General features: G+C 73.8%; 19 protein-coding genes and 1 pseudogene. 6 read left to right on the plus strand and 14 right to left on the minus strand.

What is annotated here, in order from left to right:
* Nucleotides 1–124: 124 nt before the first annotated feature.
* On the minus strand, nucleotides 125–1,369 hold the full coding sequence (locus tag C1708_RS08410; protein WP_106412066.1) for a sensor histidine kinase: 1,245 nt from the start codon (nucleotides 1,367–1,369) through the stop codon (nucleotides 125–127).
* Between the two features lie 9 nt (nucleotides 1,370–1,378).
* Nucleotides 1,379–2,032: a response regulator transcription factor gene (locus C1708_RS08415; protein ID WP_010353034.1), complete on the minus strand. Its 654-nt coding sequence runs from the start codon at nucleotides 2,030–2,032 to the stop codon at nucleotides 1,379–1,381.
* A gap of 438 nt (nucleotides 2,033–2,470) precedes the next feature.
* Between C1708_RS08415 and C1708_RS34375 the strand changes: the two genes are divergently transcribed.
* Nucleotides 2,471–2,644, plus strand: a complete 174-nt coding sequence (locus C1708_RS34375) for a hypothetical protein (RefSeq protein ID WP_198602434.1) — start codon at nucleotides 2,471–2,473, stop codon at nucleotides 2,642–2,644.
* Between the two features lie 362 nt (nucleotides 2,645–3,006).
* Here C1708_RS34375 and C1708_RS08420 read toward each other — a convergent pair whose 3' ends face one another.
* Together C1708_RS08420 and C1708_RS08425 are read right to left on the minus strand one after the other, a co-directional pair.
* A complete protein-coding gene (locus tag C1708_RS08420; protein WP_106412067.1) occupies nucleotides 3,007–3,825 on the minus strand; it encodes an inositol monophosphatase family protein in 819 nt (272 codons plus the stop codon).
* A gap of 8 nt (nucleotides 3,826–3,833) precedes the next feature.
* Nucleotides 3,834–4,961, minus strand: a complete 1,128-nt coding sequence (locus C1708_RS08425) for a ferrochelatase (protein ID WP_106412068.1) — start codon at nucleotides 4,959–4,961, stop codon at nucleotides 3,834–3,836.
* A gap of 146 nt (nucleotides 4,962–5,107) precedes the next feature.
* On the opposite strand from C1708_RS08425, the gene C1708_RS08430 reads away from it, so the two are divergent.
* From C1708_RS08430 to sepH, 3 genes are all read left to right on the plus strand, one after another.
* Nucleotides 5,108–6,343, plus strand: a complete 1,236-nt coding sequence (locus C1708_RS08430; protein WP_106412069.1) for an MFS transporter — start codon at nucleotides 5,108–5,110, stop codon at nucleotides 6,341–6,343.
* A complete protein-coding gene (locus C1708_RS08435) occupies nucleotides 6,303–7,622 on the plus strand; it encodes a D-arabinono-1,4-lactone oxidase (RefSeq protein ID WP_106412070.1) in 1,320 nt (439 codons plus the stop codon). The genes C1708_RS08430 and C1708_RS08435 overlap by 41 nt, the downstream gene beginning before the upstream one ends.
* A gap of 412 nt (nucleotides 7,623–8,034) precedes the next feature.
* Nucleotides 8,035–9,081, plus strand: coding sequence for a septation protein SepH (gene sepH, locus C1708_RS08440; protein WP_106412071.1), 1,047 nt, complete (start codon nucleotides 8,035–8,037; stop codon nucleotides 9,079–9,081).
* Nucleotides 9,082–9,187: 106 nt separating this feature from the next.
* On the opposite strand, the gene C1708_RS08445 is transcribed toward sepH, so the two are convergent.
* On the minus strand, nucleotides 9,188–10,036 hold the full coding sequence (locus C1708_RS08445) for a sulfurtransferase (protein WP_106412072.1): 849 nt from the start codon (nucleotides 10,034–10,036) through the stop codon (nucleotides 9,188–9,190).
* A gap of 204 nt (nucleotides 10,037–10,240) precedes the next feature.
* Here C1708_RS08445 and C1708_RS08455 point away from each other — a divergent pair, with 204 nt between their 5' ends.
* Nucleotides 10,241–11,044 carry a VOC family protein gene (locus C1708_RS08455; protein WP_106412074.1) on the plus strand — a complete coding sequence of 268 codons (804 nt, stop codon included), beginning with the start codon at nucleotides 10,241–10,243 and terminating at the stop codon, nucleotides 11,042–11,044.
* Between the two features lie 218 nt (nucleotides 11,045–11,262).
* Here the strand turns inward: C1708_RS08455 and C1708_RS08460 are convergent, their stop codons facing one another.
* Entirely contained in the window at nucleotides 11,263–11,661 is a 399-nt protein-coding gene (locus tag C1708_RS08460; RefSeq protein WP_106412075.1) for a winged helix-turn-helix transcriptional regulator, read from the minus strand.
* A gap of 150 nt (nucleotides 11,662–11,811) precedes the next feature.
* Here C1708_RS08460 and C1708_RS08465 point away from each other — a divergent pair, with 150 nt between their 5' ends.
* Nucleotides 11,812–12,540 carry an alpha/beta fold hydrolase gene (locus C1708_RS08465; protein ID WP_106412076.1) on the plus strand — a complete coding sequence of 243 codons (729 nt, stop codon included), beginning with the start codon at nucleotides 11,812–11,814 and terminating at the stop codon, nucleotides 12,538–12,540.
* Here C1708_RS08465 and C1708_RS08470 read toward each other — a convergent pair.
* The 8 genes and pseudogenes from C1708_RS08470 to C1708_RS08505 all read right to left on the minus strand — a co-directional run bounded on the left by C1708_RS08470 (nucleotide 12,537) and on the right by C1708_RS08505 (nucleotide 20,722).
* Nucleotides 12,537–13,730 carry a vWA domain-containing protein gene (locus C1708_RS08470; protein ID WP_106412077.1) on the minus strand — a complete coding sequence of 398 codons (1,194 nt, stop codon included), beginning with the start codon at nucleotides 13,728–13,730 and terminating at the stop codon, nucleotides 12,537–12,539. The genes C1708_RS08465 and C1708_RS08470 overlap by 4 nt on opposite strands.
* 11 nt (nucleotides 13,731–13,741) lie before the next feature.
* A complete protein-coding gene (locus C1708_RS08475) occupies nucleotides 13,742–14,947 on the minus strand; it encodes an AAA family ATPase (protein WP_106412078.1) in 1,206 nt (401 codons plus the stop codon).
* Complete coding sequence (locus C1708_RS08480; RefSeq protein WP_106412079.1) at nucleotides 14,944–16,803, minus strand: ankyrin repeat domain-containing protein; 1,860 nt, start codon at nucleotides 16,801–16,803, stop codon at nucleotides 14,944–14,946. The genes C1708_RS08475 and C1708_RS08480 overlap by 4 nt, the downstream gene beginning before the upstream one ends.
* On the minus strand, nucleotides 16,800–17,936 hold the full coding sequence (locus tag C1708_RS08485) for a leucine-rich repeat domain-containing protein (protein ID WP_106416219.1): 1,137 nt from the start codon (nucleotides 17,934–17,936) through the stop codon (nucleotides 16,800–16,802). The genes C1708_RS08480 and C1708_RS08485 overlap by 4 nt, the downstream gene beginning before the upstream one ends.
* Nucleotides 17,937–18,044: 108 nt before the next feature.
* Nucleotides 18,045–18,117: pseudogene (locus tag C1708_RS08490) on the minus strand.
* A 97-nt stretch (nucleotides 18,118–18,214) separates the two neighbouring features.
* On the minus strand, nucleotides 18,215–18,865 hold the full coding sequence (locus C1708_RS08495) for a thymidine kinase (RefSeq protein WP_106412080.1): 651 nt from the start codon (nucleotides 18,863–18,865) through the stop codon (nucleotides 18,215–18,217).
* Nucleotides 18,866–18,908: 43 nt separating this feature from the next.
* On the minus strand, nucleotides 18,909–20,138 hold the full coding sequence (locus C1708_RS08500) for an alkaline phosphatase family protein (RefSeq protein WP_106412081.1): 1,230 nt from the start codon (nucleotides 20,136–20,138) through the stop codon (nucleotides 18,909–18,911).
* Nucleotides 20,138–20,722, minus strand: coding sequence for a DUF5998 family protein (locus C1708_RS08505; RefSeq protein WP_198602435.1), 585 nt, complete (start codon nucleotides 20,720–20,722; stop codon nucleotides 20,138–20,140). The genes C1708_RS08500 and C1708_RS08505 overlap by 1 nt, the downstream gene beginning before the upstream one ends.
* Nucleotides 20,723–20,742 lie beyond the last annotated feature (20 nt).

A 20,742-nucleotide genomic window follows, 5' to 3' on the forward strand; every position in this document is an offset into this window, starting at 1 on the left:
TTCATGATCACGGAGAGTAGAGGGCCGCGTCGACGCGCCTGTGATCGATCACACACGAATTCGATAAGGGGGCCGCTCGAAAATTCCGCCCAGAGCGAACACGCGCCGGAGCCGGGGCATGATGTCAGATCGGCAGGGTGACGCGCATCACGAGCCCACCGCCCTCCCGCGGCTGTGCGTAGATGTGCCCGCCGTGCGCCCGGGCGACCGACCGCACGATGGACAGACCGAGGCCCACGCCCTTGTCGCTGCCCGTCCGCTCGGTGCGCAGCCTGCGGAACGGCTCGAAGAGGTTCTCGATCTCGTACGCGGGCACCACCGGTCCCGTGTTGGACACCACGAGGACCGCCTGGCCGTGCTGGACGTCCGTGGTGACCTCCACCCAGCCGTCCTCCGGGACGTTGTACCGTACGGCGTTCTGCACCAGGTTCAGGGCGATCCGCTCCAGCAGCACGCCGTTGCCCCGGACCACGGCGGAACGGCGGTCGCCGCGGATCGTCACGTGCCGGGACTCCGCCTCGGAGGCGACCTGGTCGATGGCCTGCCCGGCCACCTCGGCGAGGTCGACGGGGCCCCGCTCCACGATCTGGTTGTCGCTGCGGGCGAGCAGCAGCAGGCCCTCCACGAGCTGCTCGCTGCGCTCGTTGGTGGCCAGCAGGGTCTTGCCGAGCTGCTGGAGCTCCACCGGCGCCTGCGGGTCGGAGAGGTGCACCTCGAGCAGCGTGCGGTTGATCGCCAGCGGGGTGCGCAGCTCGTGGGAGGCGTTCCCCACGAAGCGCTGCTGGGCGGTGAACGCGCGCTGGAGCCGCTCCAGCATGTCGTCGAAGGTGTCGGCCAGCTCCTTCAGCTCGTCGTCCGGGCCGTCCAGCTCGATCCGGCGGGACAGGTCCGAGCCCGCCACCGCGCGGGCGGTGCGGGTGATCCGGCCCAGCGGCGACAGCACGCGCCCGGCCATGGCGTAGCCGAAGGCGAAGGCGGTGACGGCGAGGCCGAGCAGCGCCAGCAGGGAGCGGCTGAGCAGGTTGTCCAGGGCGACCTGGCGCTGGTCGTCGATGCACTCGCTGATCGCGGCGTTGAACTCGGTCAGCGAGAGGTTGCCGTCGGCGACGCCCGGACAGTCGTTGCTGGAGACCTTCAGGCCGTCGAAGTCGACGATCTTGAACAGCGGCTGGCTGCCGTTGCGCAGGGCCTGCGCGGCGAGCAGGTAGATGATCGACAGCAGCAGGATGCCGGCGATCAGGAACATGCCGCCGTACAGCAGCGTGAGCCGTATGCGGATGGTGGGACGCAGCCACGGTATGGGGGTGGGCGACCGGGGGTCCCAGGTGGGCTTGGGCGGCGCGGTGGGGGGCGCGGGTGTGGCGGCCATGGTCGGTGATCAGATCCGGTATCCGGAGCCGGGCACGGTCACGATGACCGGCGGCTCGCCCAGCTTGCGGCGCAGGGTCATGACGGTCACGCGGACCACGTTGGTGAACGGGTCGGTGTTCTCGTCCCAGGCCTTCTCCAGCAGCTGCTCCGCGGAGACCACGGCGCCCTCGCTGCGCATGAGGACCTCCAGCACGGCGAACTCCTTCGGCGCGAGCTGCACCTCCCTGCCGTCGCGGAAGACCTCGCGGCGGTTGGGGTCGAGCTTGATCCCGGCCCGCTCCAGGACGGGCGGCAGGGGCACGCTGGTCCGCCGGCCGAGCGCCCGCACGCGGGCGATGAGCTCGCTGAAGGCGAACGGCTTGGGCAGGTAGTCGTCGGCGCCGATCTCGAGTCCCTCGACGCGGTCGCTGACGTCACCGGACGCCGTGAGCATCAGCACGCGCGTGGGCATGCCGAGCTCGACGATCTTGCGGCAGACGTCGTCGCCGTGCACGAGGGGGAGGTCGCGGTCGAGGACGACCACGTCGTAGTCGTTGACGCCGATGCGCTCCAGGGCGGCCGCACCGTCGTACACGACGTCGACGGCCATGGCCTCCCGGCGCAGTCCGGTGGCCACCGCATCGGCGAGCAGCTGCTCGTCCTCGACGACGAGTACGCGCACGTCGCTTGTCCTTCCTCATGACCCGCCCGGCGGCCGTGTGGGCGCGCACGCGGGCAGGGGTACGGGTGGGTGTCGTTGCCTCCATCCTGCACTTTTCGGCCGTAAGTCGGCTGTAAGGCGGCCGGGGAGGGGGTGGCCGACGGCACCGGGACCGGGGAACACGCGGGCGAACGGGGCGGGAATACGAGAATTTCTCGCGAGGTCAGGTTTCCCCGGGAGGGAGCCTGGGGAGGACGGGTTTACATCCCGCGATCACACTCTGCTCGTACCGCACCACCATGCGGTGCACACGGTCCGCTTCCGCAGAGCGGGCGTGGATGTCCCGGTACCGTCGCCGCCCGGCCGAGCGGCGCCGGGCATCCGCCACGGACGTGATCGTCCCTCCCGACGGCACACCCCGTGCCACCGACCCACCGACCCAGGACGAGGGGGCGCAGCATGGACGCATTCACCGCAGGACTTCTGCAGCGCATAAAGGCGACCGAGTCCGACCTGTCGCGGGCCCGCGACGAGGGCGACGACTTCCTCGTCGAAGTGGAGCAGGGCGAGCTCGACGACCTGCGCCGCCTCGCCGCCGAGCACGGCGTGGAAGTCGGCGCGAACAGCGTCTGACCGGCGCACACGGAAACGCCCGGCGGACCCGGTGGATCACTCCACCGGGTCCGCCGCCGTTCACGCCGGCACGCCCGCCCCTGCCCGCGGTGAGCCGCACGGCTGTTCGGCGGCGGTCGGGCTGCCGGAGGCCGGGCCCGGCACCGATCCCCGAGGCGCACGGCGAGCCGCCCGCGGACACCCGCCTGTGCGCTCCCGGCGCCGTGCGCGACGGCGTGGGCGGACGGTGCCCGCCGCCCGCTGCCGCCCGGCAGGCCGGGCCGTCATCCGGCCCGGCCGGCGGCCACAGGCCGCCGCGCGCGCGGCCGCGCTCGGCCCCGGCTGCCGCCCCCGTCAGCCGGCGGCGGCAGCCGACCGCACCCTCAGTCGTGCCACGCCCCGAACTCCTCCAGCAGGTGGAGAAGAGGTCCGAGGACACCGGGGGAGGCCGCCACCGCGAGGTCACCCGACGGAGGGCTGTCGGGGTGGCGCCCAGCCGTGAGGGCGCCGGCCTCTCGGGCTATCAGGGCGCCCGCGGCCAGATCCCACGGGTGCAGGCCCCGCTCGTAGTAGCCGTCGAGGCGCCCGGCCGCCACGTCACACAGGTCGATCGCCGCCGAGCCGCCACGTCGGACGTCCCGGACCAGCGGAATCAGCCGGCGGGCGACCTCGGCCTGGTGGTCGCGGACGTCGGCGACGTAGTTGAAACCGGTGGAGACCAGCGCCTGGTCCAGCGGCGGCGACGGCCGGCAGGCCAGGCGCCGCTCGCCCTCCCAGGCGCCCGTGGCCCACGCCCCGCCGCCCAGCACCGCGTGGTACGCCTCGCCGCGCATCGGGGCGAACACCGCGCCGGCCACGGTCACCCCGTCCTGCTCGGCCGCGACGGAGACGGCCCAGGTGGGCAGGCCGTACAGGTAGTTCACCGTGCCGTCGAGGGGGTCGACGACCCAGCGGACGCCGCTGCTGCCGGCGGTGGAGGCTCCCTCCTCGCCGAGGACGCCGTCCTCCGGGCGGCGCTCGGCGATCAGTCCGGTGATCAGCTTCTCCGCCGCGATGTCCATCTCGGTGACGACGTCGACCGCACTGGACTTGGTGGCGGCGACCGCGAGGTCGGCCGGGCGGCCGTCGCGCAGCAGCTCACCCGCGCGCCGGGCGGCCTCCCGGGCCAGTTCCAGCAGTTCCGCGTGCAGGGGATCGGTCACGGGGCTCCTCAGGCGTAGGGGCTGTCGGCGCCCGCGGCGGCGGGACGCGGGGCGCGCGCCGGGCAGCAGCCCACCGGGCACAGGTCGTGGCTGGGGCCGAGCGCGCCCAGGGCGCAGCGGGTGACGTCCCGCCCGCTCTCGGCGGCCGCGCGCTCCAGCACCAGCTCGCGGACGGCGGCGGCGAACCGCGGGTCGTCGCCGACGGTCGCCGAGCGGCGCACCGGCAGGCCCAGCTCGTCCGCCTTGGCCGTGGCCTCGGTGTCGAGGTCGTACAGGACCTCCATGTGGTCGGAGACGAAGCCGATGGGGGCCATCACCACGGCCGGGACGCCGGCGGCGTGCCGCTCCTCGAGGTGGTCGCAGATGTCGGGCTCCAGCCACGGGATGTGCGGGGCGCCGGAGCGGGACTGGTAGACGAGCTGCCAGGGGTGGTCCACGCCGGTGCGTTCGCGGACGGCGTCGGCGATCAGCCGGGCCACGTCCAGGTGCTGCGCGACGTAGGCGCCGCCGTCGCCGTGGGCCTCGACGGGGCCGGAGGTGTCCGCGGCGGTCTCGGGGATGGAGTGGGTGCAGAAGGCGATGTGCGCCCCGTCCCGGACCTCCTCGGGGAGGTCCGCGAGGGACCGGACGACGCCGTCGACCATGGGCTCGACGAAGCCGGGGTGGTTGAAGTAGTGCCGCAGCTTGTCGATCTTCGGCAGCTCCAGCCCTTCCTTCTCCAGCGTGGCGAGCGCGTCCGCGAGGTTCTCGCGGTACTGGCGGCAGCCGGAGTAGGAGGCGTAGGCGCTGGTGGCGAGGACCAGGATGCGGCGGCGGCCGTCGCGCACCATGTCGCGGAGGGTGTCGGTGAGGTAGGGCGCCCAGTTGCGGTTGCCCCAGTAGACCGGCAGGTCCAGGCCGTGCTCGGCGAAGTCCTTGCGCAGCGCGTCCAGCAGGGCGCGGTTCTGGTCGTTGATGGGGCTGACCCCGCCGAACAGGAAGTAGTGCTGTCCGACTTCCTTGAGGCGCTCCTTGGGGATGCCCCGCCCGCGCGTCACGTTCTCCAGGAACGGGACGACGTCGTCCGGGCCTTCCGGGCCGCCGAAGGAGAGCAGGAGCAGGGCGTCGTAGGGACTGGCATCGAACACGTCAGACATGTCTCGATCCTCCCACCCGGGGCCGACGGCCGGGACAGGGGCCGGGGTGCGGCGGGAAGGTGTCGCGGATCACCGGCGCGAGCGGGTGACGCCGCCGGTAATCTGTATCCACTGCGATAGCACCTTACTGATCTTCCGGAGACCCCGTGCCCAGCCCCTACCGCGCCCTGTTCGCCGCCCCCGGCAGCAAGGCCTTCTCCGCCGCGGGGTTCCTCGGCCGGATGCCGCTGTCGATGATGGGCATCGGCGTGGTCACGATGATCTCCCAGGTGACCGGCCGGTACGGACTGGCGGGGGCCCTCTCGGCCACGATCGCGCTGTCCGCCGCGCTGGCGGGCCCTCAGGTGTCACGGCTGGTGGACCAGTACGGGCAGCGCCGGGTGCTGCGTCCGGCCACGCTGCTGTCGCTGTCCGCGGCGGCGGTGCTGCTGTTCGCCGTCCACTTCGGCTGGCCGGAGTGGGTGCTGTTCGCCGCGTGCGTCGGCATCGGCTGCGTGCCGAGCCTCGGCGCGATGGTCCGGGCGCGCTGGGCGGCGCTGTACCGGGGCACCCCGAGCCTGCACACCGCCTACTCGTTCGAGTCGGTGGTCGACGAGGTGTGCTTCATCGTCGGCCCGATCGTCTCCATCGGCCTGTCCACGGCGTGGTTCCCGGAGGCGGGCCCGCTGCTGGCGGCCTGCTTCCTGGCGGTGGGCGTCTTCTGGCTGACCGCGCAGCGCGCCACCGAGCCGGAGCCGCACCCCCGGGAGCGGAAGGGCGGCGGCACGGCGCTGCGTTCGCGGGGTCTTCAGGTGCTGGTGGCGACCTTCGTGGCGACGGGCACGATCTTCGGCGCGGTGGACGTGGTCACCGTGGCCTTCGCCGAGGAGGAGGGCCGGAAGGCCGCGGCCAGCGTCGTGCTCTCCGTGTACGCCCTGGGCTCCTGCGTGGCCGGCCTGGTGTTCGGCCTGCTGCACTTCGCGGGGGCGCCGGAACGCCGGTGGCTGCTGGGCGTTTGCGCCATGGGCGTGAGTATGATCCCACTCCTACTGGTCGGGAACTTGCCGTTTCTGGCCGTGGCGCTGTTCGTTGCGGGTCTGTCCATCGCTCCCACGATGATCACGACCATGTCCCTCATCGAAGAGCACGTACCACGCGCGCAGCTCACCGAGGGGATGACCTGGGTGAGCACCGGGCTCGCGGTCGGGGTCGCCCTCGGCTCCTCCGCGGCCGGCTGGGTGATCGACGCGGCCGGGGCGCGCGCCGGGTACGGGGTCCCGGTGGCCGCCGGGGCCGTCGCGGTCGCGGTCGGTTTCCTCGGGTACCGCCGGCTCCGGCCGGCACCGGGTCGGGGAGGCTCCGTTGGGCAGCACGACGAGCACGAGGAACGGCACGTGGCGTAACTGGGGAGGCACCGTCTCCGTCCGGCCGGCCAGGGAAATCACACCGGCGTCCGTCGACGAACTGGCCGCCGCCGTGCGCCGGGCCGCCGAGGACGGGCTGCCGGTGAAGGCGGTCGGAACCGGCCACTCCTTCACCTCCATAGCCGCCACCGACGGTCTGCTGGTACGCCCTCAGCTGCTCACGGGGATCCGGAGGATCGACCGCGAGGCGGGCACCGTCACCGTCGAGGCGGGCACCCCGCTGAAGCGGCTCAACGCGGCGCTCGCGCGTGAGGGTCTGTCCCTGACCAACATGGGCGACATCATGGAACAGACGGTCTCCGGGGCCGCCGGTACCGGCACCCACGGCACCGGCCGGGAGTCCGCCTCCATCGCCGCCCAGATCGAGGGCCTGGAGCTGGTCACGGCCGACGGCTCGGTGCTCACCTGCTCACCGGAGGAGAACCCGGACGTCTTCGCCGCCGCCCGGATCGGTCTCGGCGCCCTCGGCATCGTCACCGCGATCACCTTCGCCGTGGAGCCGCTCTTCCTGCTCACCGCGCGCGAGGAGCCCATGCCGTTCGACCGGGTGTGCGCCGAGTTCGACGCGCTGCACGCCGAGAACGAGCACTTCGAGTTCTACTGGTTCCCGCACACCGGCAACACCAACACCAAGCGGAACAACCGCAGCGCGGGCCCCGAGCGCCCGGTGCCGCCGCTGCGCGGCTGGTTCGAGGACGAGTTCCTCTCCAACGGCGTCTTCCAGGTCGCCAACTGGGTGGGCCGCGCCGCCCCGGTGACGATTCCGGCCATCGCGCAGGTCTCCAGCCGGGCGCTGTCCGCGCGGACGTACACCGACATCCCCTACAAGGTGTTCACCTCCCCGCGCCGGGTGCGCTTCGTGGAGATGGAGTACGCCGTCCCGCGCGAGGCGCTCGTGGACACGCTGCGGGAACTGAAGGCGATGGTGGACCGGTCCCCGCTGCGGGTGAGCTTCCCGGTGGAGGTGCGCACCGCGCCGGCCGACGACATCACGCTGTCCACGGCGTCCGGCCGGGAGAGCGCGTACGTCGCGGTCCACATGTTCAAGGGGACGCCGTACCAGCGGTACTTCACCGCCGCCGAGCGCATCTTCACCGCGCACGAGGGACGACCCCATTGGGGGAAGATCCACACGCGTGACGCCGAGTACCTCTCGCGGGTGTATCCGCGCTTCGGCGAATTCGTCGCGCTGCGGGACCGGCTGGACCCGGAACGGCTGTTCCGCAACGACCACCTGCGCCGGGTCCTGGGCGCGTAGACATTGCCTCTGTTTCCGGCGATTGCGTGAAGTTCCCCACAAATCCACCACGTGCGGGGGCGGACGAGTGGGGCAACGACGGCCAAGTCCCGCCCCTTGCACGAACTCGCACGGCGTGCCAATCCACGCACGTGGCCCAAATGGAGTACTGTTGCGAGCCCTGGGTCCGGACTCCCGTCAGGGCGCCCGGGTCCTCGGAGGACCGCCGGGAGGGGGCTAGTTGCACAGGGTGACGCTTTTGGTCACTTAGCGTTGCGAATAGGTAACCGTGCCATAACGGCGATCCTGGGCCCGCGCCCGACACGCCGGGCAACTCGGCAAGGTTGTGGCAGGCTGCACCCGGGCAGGCCACACTCGACTAGCGGAAGCAGCGACGCACGTGACGTCGGCAGGCACCACCCGGGAGGTCCCCATGCCCGAACTGCGTGTCGTGGCCGTCTCGAATGACGGCACACGGCTGGTGCTGAAGGCTGCGGACAGCACGGAGTACACGCTTCCGATCGACGAACGGCTCCGCGCCGCCGTGCGCGGCGACCGTCCCCGCCTCGGCCAGATCGAGATCGAGGTGGAGAGCCACCTCCGCCCCCGCGACATCCAGGCGCGTATAAGGGCGGGCGCGACCGCGGAAGAGGTCGCGCAGATGGCCGGCATCCCCGTGGACCGCGTCCGGCGCTTCGAGGGCCCCGTCCTCGCCGAGCGCGCCTTCATGGCCGAGCGCGCCCGCAAGACGCCGGTCCGCCGCCCCGGTGAGAACTCCGGCCCGCCGCTGGGCGAGGCCGTGCAGGAGCGGCTGCTGCTGCGCGGCGCGGAGAAGGACACCGTCCAGTGGGACTCCTGGCGCCGCGACGACGGTACCTGGGAGGTCCTGCTGGTCTACCGGGTCGCGGGCGAGCCGCACTCGGCGAGCTGGACGTACGACCCGCCCCGGCGGCTGGTCCAGGCCGTCGACGAGGAGGCCCGCTCGCTGATCGGCGAGTCCGACGACCTCGCCGCGCCCGAGCCGAGCTTCCCGTTCGTGCCGCGCATCGCCCGGCTGCCGCGTGACCGCCCGCTGGACCGGCCCGCCGACCGCGAGCGTTCCAGCCTGCCCGCACAGGCGTCCGAACCGGCCGAGGAGTCCACCGCGGCCACCGCCTCGGGCGAACGCGACTCGCTGACCAGCCTGCTGGAGGCGGTGCCCAGCTTCCGGGGCGACCTGGTGGTGCCGGAGCGCACCGAACCGGCCGCCGAGGAGCCGGAGTCCGAGCCCGAGGTGGAGGAGCCGCCGGCTCCCGCCGCGTCCGCGGGCTCCGCGTACGCGGACGTGCTGATGCCCCGCTCGGTGGGCGGCCACCGCGACCGTCTCATCGGCTCGACCGACCGTCAGGCCGAGGCGGACGGCGTCCGTCCGGGCCGTCGCGCGGCGGTGCCGAGCTGGGACGAGATCGTCTTCGGCACGCGGCGCAAGAAGCAGGATTAGGCAGGTCCCGGGGCTCCGCCCCGGACCCCGCTCCTCGAGCGCGGAGGGGCTGAGTTCAGCCCCTCCGCGCTCGAGGACGAGGCCCGCCAGGGCCGACAGGGCTCCGCTACTGCGGATCCGGCCCCACCGCGACCGGTCGCGCCGGATCCGACGACCACTCCGACCAGGAGCCGACGTACAGCGCCGCCGGGATGCCCGCGATCTCCAGCGCCAGCACCTCGTGCGCCGCCGACACGCCCGAGCCGCAGTACACCCCGACCGGCGCGTCCGGCGTCACGCCCAGCTCGCCGAAGCGGGCGCGCAGTTCCGCGGCAGGGCGGAAACGGCCGTCCGCGTCCACGGTGTCGGAGGTCGGCGCCGACAGCGCGCCCGGGATGTGGCCGCCGACGGGGTCGATCGGCTCCACCTCGCCCCGGTACCGCTCCCCCGCACGGGCGTCCAGCAGCACCCCCGAACGGGCCAGCGCCGCCGCTCCGTCCGCGTCCAGCACCCCGCTCACGTCCGGCTCCGGCACGAAGTCGCCCTCGGCCGGCTCCGGCGCCGCCGTCTCCAACGGCCCCTCCCAGGCGGGCAGTCCGCCGTCCAGGACCCGCACGTCCGGGTGGCCCGTCCAGCGCAGCAGCCACCAGGCGCGGGCCGCCGCCCAGCCGATGCCGCCGTCGTACGCCACCACGGGCGTCCCGGCCGACACGCCGGCACGCCGCATCGCGGCGCCGAACACCTCGGGGTCCGGCAGCGGATGGCGTCCCCGCGGGCCCGGCGCGGACGCCAGTTCGCGGTCCAGGTCGACGAAGACGGCGCCGGGGATGTGGCCTGCCGCGTAGGCGGACCGGCCGTCGAACGGCTCACCCTTCGCGGCGGCCGTGCTGAGCTGCCAGCGGACGTCGAGCAGGACCGGCGGGCGGTCCGACCGCAGCGCGTCGGCGAGTTCGGATGCGGAGATGATGGCGTTCATGGTCACCATCCTCGCGCACGGGGTGGCCGACTCGTCCCGGTACGGCTACTCTGCTCGGCCGGGCACATCCGGTCACCGGGCGTACGGTATCGGGCACATACGGTGTCGGCCGCGCTGCGGGAACGATCCGCCGCGCCGGCACGGGAGGCCCCGCAGGGGCGAGCGGACACGGCCGACGTACGGGCGGCCGAGAAGAGAGTGACGATGACCGACGCACGGGGGAACGCCCGCCCGGACGGCGACGGGTCCGCCCGGCACGCGCCCGGCACACCCTGCTGGGTGAGCCTGATGGTGCGCGGACTGGACGTGACCGAGCAGTTCTACGGGGCGCTGTTCGGCTGGGAGTTCCGGCCCGGCCCGCGGCCGTGGGGCCCGTACGTGCGTGCCGTGCTCGACGGGCACGCGGTGGCCGGGATCGGGGTGCTGCCGCCGGACCGCCGGCTGCCGGTGGCGTGGACGCCGTACTTCGCCTCCGACGACGTGGATCTGACGGCCGAGGTGGTGCGTTCGTGCGGCGGGACCGTCGGCGTGGGGCCGCTGGACGCCGACGACGCGGGGCGGCTGGCGCTCGCCTCGGACCCGTGCGGCGCGGTCTTCGGCATCTGGCAGGCGGCCGACGGGGCCGTCCCGGGCGTCAGGGGCCGGCCCGGCACTCCGGCGTGGAACGAGCTGACGACCTTCGAGACGACGAACGTGGCCAAGTTCTACGAGACGGTGTTCGGTTACGACGAGGAGCCGGTCGTTTCCGCCGACCTGGACTATGTGACGCTGCGTCTGGACGGCCGCCCGGTGACCGGCGTCCACGGTCTGGGCAAGGCGCTGCCCCGGGACCGGGGGCCGTACTGGACGACGTACTTCACGGTGGCGGACACCGACGACGCGGTGGACCGGGTGCTGCACCTCGGCGGCCAGGTGCTCGGCGGTCCCCGGGACACCGAGCACGGCCGGGTCGCCACGGTGGCGGACCCGGAGGGGGCGCGGTTCGCGCTGGTGCGAGGACCGCGCTGACGCGCGGTGCGGCACGGCGGCGCAGCTGCCGTGCCGGCACAGCACAGTGCCTGGCACGACATCGGCGGGTCCCCGGAGCACGCCCGGGGATCCGGCGGTACGGCGGTGGCCCCGAGAGCCGGCTGCTCACCCACCTGACCGGGCGGCTGCGCAGGCCGTCGCGGGACCGGATGCCGGAGTCGGTCACCGTCGAACTGCACGCGGCGCGGGCGGGAGGACTAGGACGGCGGCGGGGCCGTCTCCGTCCGCGAGTCGTACGCGGCCCGGGCGGCGTGGATGCCGTCCAGGTTGCGGGTGGACCACTCCAGCAGGGGTGCGGTGGCCTCGCGCAGGGTCATGCCCATCGGCGTGAGCGCGTAACTGACGTGCGGCGGCATGACGTTGTGAACGGTGCGGGTGAGGATGCCGTCGCGTTCCAGGCTGCGCAGGGTGACGGTGAGCATGCGCTGGCTGATGCCGGTGGTGGCGCGCTTCAGTTCGGTGAAGCGGCGCGGCCCCTGGCTGAGGTTGCGGACGACGAGCAGGGACCACTTGTCGCCGACGATGCCGAGGACGTCGCTGGTGCGGCACGGGTCCCGCCGGTGCGGCATCGGTGACGGGCCGTCGGCTGCGGTCATGGTTACCTCCAGGGAACCGGGTCACCGGAATGTGCCTTATTGCCCCAGGTCGGGCGGGTGCACCACGATGAACGGACGGTTCCCGAAGCGTACCGAGACACGAAAGGGAACCGCCTTCTTCCCCGTGCTCCGCTTTCGGAAGGCACCCCTGTGTCGACTTATCTGCTTGTCCATGGCGCCTGGCACGACGGCCGGTGCTGGGACCGGACGGCCCCGCTGCTGGAGGCCGCCGGCCACCGCGTGTTCCGCCCCTCGCTGACCGGCTACGGCGACAAGGCGCACCTGCTCGGCCCCGAGGTGGGCCTGGACACCCATGTCGAGGACGTCGTCCGGCTGATCAAGGACGAGGACCTGACCGACCTCGTCCTGGTCGGCCACAGCTACGCGGGACTGGTGATCTCATCGGCGGCGAACGAAGTTCCTGAGCGGGTCGCGCACCTGGTGTATCTGGACGCGATGGTGCCGGAGCACGGCGAGACCGCGGTCGACGCGCAGCCCGTGACCCAGCACCTCATCGACGCCGCCGCGGCCACGGACGCCCCGTGGCGTATCCCGCCGCTGCCGGAACTTCCGCCGCCCTCCGGCCTGTTCGGGGTGACCGACCCGGCGGACCAGGAGTGGCTGCGCGGCATGCTCTCCGACCACCCGGTGCGGTGCCTCCAGCAGCCGGCGTGCCTGGACAACCCGTCCCTGCGTCAGGTCCCGCGCACCCACATCCACTGCGTGGGCGCGACCCCGGAGGGCATCGTCCGGCGCCCGGTGCCGGCGCTCCAGCCCGACGGGGCGCCGTCGCGGGTACGGGAACTGCCCACCGGGCACGACTGCATGATCACGATGCCGGTCGAGCTGAGCGAGCTGCTGCTCGACGTGGCCGGTTAGACGGAGGCGGCCGGGACCCGCACCGTCTCCACCCAGTGCGGCGGCTCGGGGGCGTCGTGGCCGATTAGGGCCGCGACGAGGCGGCAGGAAGGGGGCTCGGCGGGCCAGGGGGTGTACCCGTCGGTGAGGACGACGACGATCGACGGGCGGTCGGGGGCGGCGAGCGCGGCGTCGATGCCGACGCGCAGGTCCGTGCCGCCCCCGCCGCCGAGCGTGACCTGCTCGGTGGACGTCACCCTCGACACGGCGTGCACGTCGGCGTCGCAGGCGAGGACGGTGACGCGGTTGCCGCGTACGCCGACCTCGCGCAGCACGCCCGTGACCTCGCCCAGCGCGGCAGCGAGTTCCGCGTCGCCCATCGAGCCCGAGGTGTCGACGACGACGGCCACCCTGGGCAGCGGACGGTGCAGGCTCGGGAGGACCACGCCGCGCAGCGCCGGGGTGCGGCGCGAGGGGCGGCGGTAGGTGTAGTCGACGGCGCCGCCCGCCCATGCGGCGGCCTCCCGTACCGCGCCGGACAGGGCCTGCCGCCAGTCGACCGCGGGTTCCAGGACCTCTTCGGCCCAGCGCCGCCAGCCGCCGGGCAGGGTGCCTCGGGAGCGCAGGTGGGCGCGCATCGCCTCGGCGGTGTGCCGACGCAGCGCCTGCGCCTCGGCCTCGCCGACCCCGTCGGGGCCGTCGGCCTGCGGGAGTTCCCACGGCGCCGGGATGCCGTGGGCGCCCGAACCGCAGTCGTGTTCCCGGACGTGCGGGGGCAGCGCCGGCAGGTACTCCTCGAACAACTGACCGTCGGGCAGGCCGTGGAGGCGGGGTTCCACACGTCCGGCGGGCAGGCGCAGGCCGTCGGCGAGGAGGTCGTCGTTGATCTCGCAGTCCTGGGCGACGTTGACGCGGTAGTGGTCGCGCTGGTCCGCGGCGGGGAGCCGTCCGGCGCGGCCGTGGTGGTCGCGCAGCAGATGCGCCACCTCGTGAACCCACACGCCCGCGAGCTCCTCGACGGGGGTCGCGTCGACGAACGCGGGCGAGACGTAGCAGCGCCAGTGCCGGTCCACGCCCATCGTCGGCACCGCGCTGCTCGCCACGATGCCGAGGGCGTACAGCGCCGACGCCAGATAGGGGCGATCGTGCGCCGCGCGGTAGCGGGCGGCGAGGAGTTTGGTGCGGTCCAGGCCGTCGCGGGGATCCGTCATGCCCGCTCGCCTCAACGGCCGCCGGGCAGGGCCCCGGACAGCCGCAACAGGTCCAGGAACGCGTCGATGCCGGGAGGTACGGACCAGTCCAGCCGGCGCATCGCCGCGAGGTCGGTGGCGGCACGGGCGGCCACGTCCGGCACGCCCGCGTCCACCGCCTTCGCCAGCACCGCCCAGGCGGCCTCCCAGCGGGGCCGCGTGAGATCGCTCTGCACGGCGGCGACGATCGCGATGAGGAAGGCTAGTTGCCGGTCGCCGCGGTCGGGCAGCGCGAACGCGCCGGGGTCGGCGAGGACCCGCTCGGGGTCGGGCAGATCCAGGTGCTCCAGGTACGACAACAGCTCGATGCCCGCGCCGTCCCCGACGGACCCGGTGAGCGCGGCGGCCGTCGCCTCACGGCCCGCGCCGGTCGCGTACGCCGTGGCCAGCAGCCGCAGCGCCATCTCCCAGGTGCGCGGGGACGGCCAGGAGCGTCCGCGCGCCTCCGCGTCGCCGGGGAGCTGGTGGACCAGGCCGGGGCGGGCGGTGAGGAGTCCGGAGACGGCGCCGCGCGCCCGCGCCACCGCGCCGGGCACCTTGGCGGGGTCGACGACCGGGACCGTCGCCTCCGGCCAGGTGCCGGCCATGCCGCGCGCGACCGTGGCCGGGTCGTGGGTCCAGTGGAGGTGGACGAAGCGGTTGGCGAGCGGCGGGCTGAGGTGCCAGCCGTCCGCGGCGCTCGACGGCGGGTTGGCGGCGGCGACGATCCGCACCGCGTCGGGCAGGACCAGGCTGCCGACCCGGCGTTCCAGGACCACCCGCAGCAGCGCCGCCTGGACGGCCGGGGGCGCGGAGGACAACTCGTCGAAGAACAGCAGGCCGTGCCCGGCGTCCCGGAGCCGGACCGCCCAGTCCGGCGGGGCCATGGGCACGCCCGTCGCCGCCGGGTCGTCCCCGACGATCGGCAGCCCGGCGAAGTCCGAGGGCTCGTGGACGCTCGCGATGACCGTCTCCAGCGGAAGCCCGAGTCCGGCCGCGAGCTGTTCCAGTCCGGCCGACTTGCCGATGCCGGGCTCGCCCCACAGGAGGACGGGCTCATTGGCCGTCACGGCCAGGGCCAGTGCCTCCAGTTGAGGGCTGGTTGCGGGCTCGGTGCGCCGTGCGCGAAGCCGGGTGACGAGGGCGTCGGCGGCGGCGAGCGGGGCGGGGTCGGTGCGGGGGGCGGGGTCGGTGCTCAAAACGGCGGTTCCTCGCTGTACTCGGTTGTTTCGCGCTCGACGGACCCGTCGGGTTCCGGTGTCACGGGCTCCGCGCCGCCGTCCTCGTCGGGCTCCGGGTCGTTGTCCTCGTCCTGCAAGTGGGTCAAGTAGTCCTCCCACCACTCGCTCCCGACGTCCGGATGCTCCTCACGAACGCGCTTCCGCAGGAAGGCCAGGTCGGACCTCCGGTAGCGGCGGACGACGTGAGCGAGCGACAGCTCCATCCCGTCCTCCACGTCGATCCGGGCGCCCGCGTCGAGCAACGCCTCCACGAGAGCCCGGGAACCGCCCTCGGCGACCGCCACGAACAGCGGGGTCCGCCCCTGCTTGTCGCGCGCCTCCAGGTCGAGGCCCGCCGCGAGCAGCCGGGGCAGCAGGCGCTCGTGGTCGATGAGGTTCAGGACGTGGAGCAGTGAGCGTCCGGCGGCACTCCGCACCCGGATGTCCATTCCCGCGTCCAGGAGCCGGAGCACGCCGTCGGTGTCGCCGTGCTGGGCGCGCAGGAAGAAGTCGAGCCGCTGGGCGCGGAGTGCCTTCGGCAGCCTGCCCTCGCCCGACGTCCAGGTCTGCGCCACGGCGAAGCAGCCGGCGACGGCGCCGCCGAACGCGCGCAGGGCCCATTCGCGCTGTTGCTCCTCGTCGCTGTGCGGCATGCGGAGCCGACCGTCCGGCCGGAAGCCCACCTCGTGCCACTCGCCCCGACAGCGCACCCGGACGGGTGCCGGGGCGCCGGGGCCCGGCGGTCCACCGATTCCGCCGTCGGGGCGGACGCCGGGGAACAGGGCCTCGCCGACCAGCGGGTGCAGATGCTCCGGCGCGACCCCGCCCACCCGGAGCAGGTCGAGGTCGGGGAGTCTGCGCCAGAGCGTCTCGGGCAGGAAGGGCAGGCCCTGGACCTCCTCGCGGTCCACCGCCCTCAGTGCGAGACCGGTGGCCGCCGGCTCCAGCAGAAGACGCGTGCGCCAGTCACCGAGGATCAGGAAGCGGTCGCCGACGCCCTCGCCCCGGAGCCGGCGGACCTCCCGCTCCAGGCGGGTGTGATCGAGCGCGAGCCTGCCGACGAGCACCGTCGGATCGCTCCGGTACCAGCGGGGGCCGGCGCCCGGGGTCGTCAGGTCGGCATCGATCCCGGCCGCGGCGAAGGCCTCCGCGGCCTCCCCCTTCTCATGCAGCAGCGTGACCCACTCGGCCCGCGCCGCCGGGTCGCCGGCGCCGGGGTCCGAGGGGGGCAGCTCGTCCGGGGCGAGCAGTCCGCCGTCGGCGCTGAAGAAGGGCAGCCGTCCGGGGCCGCCGGCGTGCTCGCGCAGCACGGCGGTGTGCCGGTCGTCCCACAGGTGCCGGGCGTACCGCCAGTCCTCGGTCGTGCTGCTGAACACACCGGCGGCCCCCTCGTCCGCGAGCGTGCCGAACCGCAGGGTGATCCGCTGCGGACCCTGCCGCATCGCGGGCGTGGTGAGGTGCAGGTACGGCGTGGAGCGCGGCTCCTCGCCCGCCCGCACCGGCCGGTACCGGGCGAGGACCACGGTGCGGTCGGTGGCCAGGGTGGTCCAGCCGCCGAGGTACCGGGGCAGGTGCCAGCGCACCAGGTCGGGGACCAGGTGCCGCAGGTCGTCCTCCAGCGCGTCGGCGACGTCGTGGCCGCAGTGCTCGGCGATCTCCGCCAGGTCGAGGTCGACGTCGACCAGGGCCGCGGCGCAGGCGCCCCTCCAGTCACCCGCCGTACGGCGTTGGGTCGCGCGCTCGATCATGCCGCGGGGCACCGCGTGACGGCGGATCCGCCGCCAGCTCGACGCTTCCTCCGGCGAGAAGCAGGCGGGCGCGGTACGACGGCTCACCGGTAGACGCTCCCTATCGCGCGCAGGTCGGGGTGGGCGGCGGTCATGGGCCGCAGGCGCCGGGCGAAGGTCCGCTTCACCTTGCGGGGCAGTCCCGGTCCGAGGCCGACGTACTCCAGCGGGGAGCCGTCCGGGACGGCCGCCAGCAAGGACTTCGCGCCCCGGCCGGTGAGTCCGGTGTGGCGCAGCTCCAGCCGGCGCAGCGGGCTGCCGGGGAGCGCGGAGGCCAGGGCGTGGGCGCCGTCGTCGCCGGTGGTGTTGGCGGGAGCGCCGAGGCTCCGTTCCGACATCGGGCGTCCGAGGTCGAGCGCCTCGATGCCGCTCAGGGCGTCGGCGAGGGCGCGTGCTCCGGCGGGTCCGATGCCGTTGCCGCCCAGGCCGAGGCGTACCGGCCGCCCGGAGTCGGCGGCGGCTGCCGCGAGCACGGCGGCGCCCTTGTCGCCGAGGTGGTTGGCGGGCAGGTACAGCTCGCGCACCCCCGCGTCGCGGACGAGCGCCGCCAGCAGCCCGGCGGTGTCGGCGGTCAGGCCGTTGCCGCCGAGGAAGAGGCGTTCCACCGGGCGCGGACGGCCGGTGAGGGCGTCGAGCAGGAGGCGCAGACTCGCCGCCGTGACACCGGTGTTGACCAGGTCGAGGGTGCGCAGCGCCGTGTTGCGGCGGAGCATCGTGGCGAGGGCCGTGACACCGTCGTCGCCGACGGGGTTGCGCTTGAGCCAGAGGGCACGGACGGTGTCGTCCGTGGCGAGCACGCCGGCGAGCGCGGTGACGCCGTCGGGGCCGATGCGGTTGCAGCCGAGGTAGAGGGTGTGCAGTCCGTGGCCGTCGGAGAGGGCGCGGGCGACCGTCGACGCCCCTTCGTCGCCGATGGCGTTGGTGCCGAGCAGGACGTGCCGGGCGTGCGGGGAGCCTGCCACGGCGGGCATCAGCCGGGCGGCGCCCGCCGCTCCGAGTCCCTGCTTGCACAGGTCGACGCGGCCGTCCGCGCGCAGGGTGCCGAGCGGGAACGTCTCGTCGTCCTCGACCGCCCGGTGCGAACCGAGCCTGGCCAGCAGCGGGCCCAGGCCCGCGGGATCGGCGGCCGGGACGTCCGGGTGCTCGATCGCCGGGCAGCGCACGGGGGTCGGCTGCGTCATCACCACTCCACCGGTCCGTCGCCGGCGTCCGGTCCGCCGGGGACGGAACCGCCCCCGCCCGCCCAGGACGGACCGACGTCTGTCGACGTTTCTCCACGATCAGGACGGCAAGACCGGTCGGATTCGAACCGACGTCCTCCAGCTTGATGCGTGGGCGCGACGACCTCTGCGCTACGGCCTTGCCAGTCGAAGATCATAGCGGGACCAGCCGCAATATTCGATCGTTTGTTTGGAAAGGTTCGCCGTCCCACGGCAGCCGCCCGCGGCGGACGAGGCCGTCAACTCGGCGACACCGGCAGCACATCCGGCGCCAGCGCCGCCGCCCTCGCCGTCGCGGCCGTCATCCGGCGGCGGTGGTGGCGACGGCACAGCACCTCGTAGCCGATCTCGTCCGCGGACCCCGTGACGTCGCCGACGACGACCTGGGCGCCCTCGACGACCATCACGCCGCCGACCGTGCGGGCGTTGTGCGTGGCGCGGGCGCCGCACCAGCACAGGGCCTCCACCTGGAGCACCTCGACGCGGTCGGCGAGTTCGATCAGGCGCTGGGAGCCGGGGAACAGCTTGGAGCGGAAGTCGGTGGTGATGCCGAAGGCGTAGACGTCGAGGTCCAGGTCGTCGACCACGTGCGCGAGCTGGTCGATCTGCTCGGGCGCGAGGAACTGCGCCTCGTCGGCGATCACGTAGTCCGCGCGGCGGCCCTGCGAGAGGTGGTCGACGAGGTGGGCGTACAGGTCGGCGCCGTCGCCGACCTCCACCGCGTCGGTGACCAGGCCCAGGCGGGAGGACAGCTTGCCCTCGCCGGCCCGGTCGTTGCGGGTGAAGATCATGCCCACCAGGCCGCGCGCGGACCGGTTGTGTTCGATCTGCAGAGCCAGCGTCGACTTCCCGCAGTCCATCGTTCCGCAGAAGAACACCAGTTCGGACATGGAGGGTCGGGTACCTTTCGGCGAGGATCAGGGACGGAGCGCGTCAGGAGCGTACTTCGAGCAGGGGGACCAGCTGCTCGGCAGGGGTCATGGAGCCGTGGTTGCCGACCATCGCCGACTCCCTGGGCTCCCGCTCGGAGGCGACGAGCAGGACGTCGTCCCGCGCCGCGGCGATCACGTCGCCGATCCGGTGGTACACGCGCTCGTCCACCTCCGGCCCGAACCAGCCCGCGGCGATCGCCTCGTCGCGGGACGCCACCCAGAACTGCTCGCCGAGCACCTCGCGCCAGCACGCCAGCACGTCACCGGCGGCGCCGGGCACCGCGTACACGTGGCGCGCGCGGCCCTCGCCGCCGAGGAGGGCGACGCCCGCCTTCAGTTCCCAGTCCTCGTCGAAGTCGATGCGGTGCGTCTCGTCGAAGGGGATGTCGACCATGCCGTGGTCGGCGGTGACGTACAGGGCGCTGCGGGGCGGCAGTTGCTCGGCGAGGCGCTGCACCAGGCGGTCGACGTACATGAGCTGGCCGCGCCAGGTGTCGGAGTCGATGCCGAAGCGGTGACCGGCGCCGTCGACCTCGGCGTAGTACGTGTAGACCAGCGAGCGGTCGCCGGCGGCCAGTTGCTCGGCGGCGGTGTCCATGCGGTCCTCGCCGGACAGCCGCCCCTGGAAGGTGCCGCCGCTGAGCGCGACCTTCGTCAGCGGGGTGTCGGCGAAGGTCGGGGAGGACACCTGGGCGGCGTGCACGCCCGCGCGGTGCGCCAGTTCGAAGACCGTCGGGTACGGCTGCCAGGCGCCCGGCGGGGTCCACGGCTGCCAGCGGAGCTGGTTCATCAGCTCGCCGGTGTCCGGGTCGCGCACGGTGTAGCCGGGCAGGCCGTGGGCGCCCGGGGGCAGGCCGGTGCCGACGGAGGCGAGGGAGGTCGCGGTGGTCGCCGGGTACCCGGCGGTGATCGGACGCCCGGTGCCGCCGCGCGACGCGGCCAGCAGGGACGTCATGAACGGCGCTTCTTCCGGGTGGGCCTTGAGCTGCTCCCAGCCGAGGCCGTCGATCAGGAAGACGCAGTTGCGGTCGGCGGGGGTCAGTTCGCCGATGCCCGCGGTCATGCCGGGGACGCCGAGTCCGGCGGCGAGGGTGGGCAGCAGGTCGGCCAGCGAGCCGGTGCCGTAGGCCGGGACGGGCGCGGAGCCGACGGGGAGCGGCTCCGGGTGGAAGTCCGGGACGCCGGGCGCCGGGCGCCCCCGGTCGTGGGCCGCGGGCGGGGGGTGAGCCATCAGCGCAGGTCCGCCGTCGCCTCGGACAGGGCCTGGGCGAAGGCGAGCGCCTGGCGCACCGTCTCCGGGCCGTCGCCGGCCTCGCTGACACGCAGGCTCAGGTCGTCGGCCGTCGAGCTGCCCGTGTAGCCGTGGTCGGCCTCGCAGTCGGGGTCGCCGCAGGCGGCCGGCTCCAGGTCGATGCGGGAGACGGCGCCCCAGCCGATGGTGAGCACGATCTCGCGTGGCAGGGCGCCCGGCGTGTACGACTCCGGGTTGGCGACCACGCGGCTGACCACGATCGACGAGATCCGGCCGAGCTTGACCGACTCGGTGGACGTGGTGGCGTACGGGGTCGGGGAGGTGCTGTCCGCGGCCTGCTCGTCGGTGTGGCTGACGATGAAGCGGTTGGCGGTGAGGACGAGCACGGTGACGTGCCGCCGCACCTCGTTCTGGTCGAACGTCGTCTCCTGGTGGACCAGGTACGACCGGACGGGCTCGCCGCCCACGGCGGCCTCCACCGCCTCGGCCACGAGAGCCGGGTAGTAACCGCTGCGCTCGATCGCCGCCCGCAGCCCCTGGGTCGTCGTACTGGTCTTGGCCATGTCGCCCATCCTACGGGTGG

Source organism: Streptomyces sp. DH-12 (assembly GCF_002899455.1).
Taxonomy (GTDB): Bacteria; Actinomycetota; Actinomycetes; order Streptomycetales; family Streptomycetaceae; genus Streptomyces.

What these genes read in the sequence shown, in the direction of transcription:
- C1708_RS08410 (WP_106412066.1), bottom strand. Translation starts at nt 1,369, where the DNA reads ATGGCCGCCACACCCGCGCCCCCCACCGCGCCGCCCAAGCCCACCTGG.
- C1708_RS34375 (WP_198602434.1), top strand. Translation starts at nt 2,471, where the DNA reads ATGGACGCATTCACCGCAGGACTTCTGCAGCGCATAAAGGCGACCGAG.
- C1708_RS08425 (WP_106412068.1), bottom strand. Translation starts at nt 4,961, where the DNA reads ATGTCTGACGTGTTCGATGCCAGTCCCTACGACGCCCTGCTCCTGCTC.
- sepH (WP_106412071.1), top strand. Translation starts at nt 8,035, where the DNA reads ATGCCCGAACTGCGTGTCGTGGCCGTCTCGAATGACGGCACACGGCTG.
- C1708_RS08445 (WP_106412072.1), bottom strand. Translation starts at nt 10,036, where the DNA reads ATGAACGCCATCATCTCCGCATCCGAACTCGCCGACGCGCTGCGGTCG.
- C1708_RS08455 (WP_106412074.1), top strand. Translation starts at nt 10,241, where the DNA reads ATGACCGACGCACGGGGGAACGCCCGCCCGGACGGCGACGGGTCCGCC.
- C1708_RS08460 (WP_106412075.1), bottom strand. Translation starts at nt 11,661, where the DNA reads ATGACCGCAGCCGACGGCCCGTCACCGATGCCGCACCGGCGGGACCCG.
- C1708_RS08470 (WP_106412077.1), bottom strand. Translation starts at nt 13,730, where the DNA reads ATGACGGATCCCCGCGACGGCCTGGACCGCACCAAACTCCTCGCCGCC.
- C1708_RS08485 (WP_106416219.1), bottom strand. Translation starts at nt 17,936, where the DNA reads ATGACGCAGCCGACCCCCGTGCGCTGCCCGGCGATCGAGCACCCGGAC.
- C1708_RS08495 (WP_106412080.1), bottom strand. Translation starts at nt 18,865, where the DNA reads ATGTCCGAACTGGTGTTCTTCTGCGGAACGATGGACTGCGGGAAGTCG.
- C1708_RS08500 (WP_106412081.1), bottom strand. Translation starts at nt 20,138, where the DNA reads ATGGCTCACCCCCCGCCCGCGGCCCACGACCGGGGGCGCCCGGCGCCC.
- C1708_RS08505 (WP_198602435.1), bottom strand. Translation starts at nt 20,722, where the DNA reads ATGGCCAAGACCAGTACGACGACCCAGGGGCTGCGGGCGGCGATCGAG.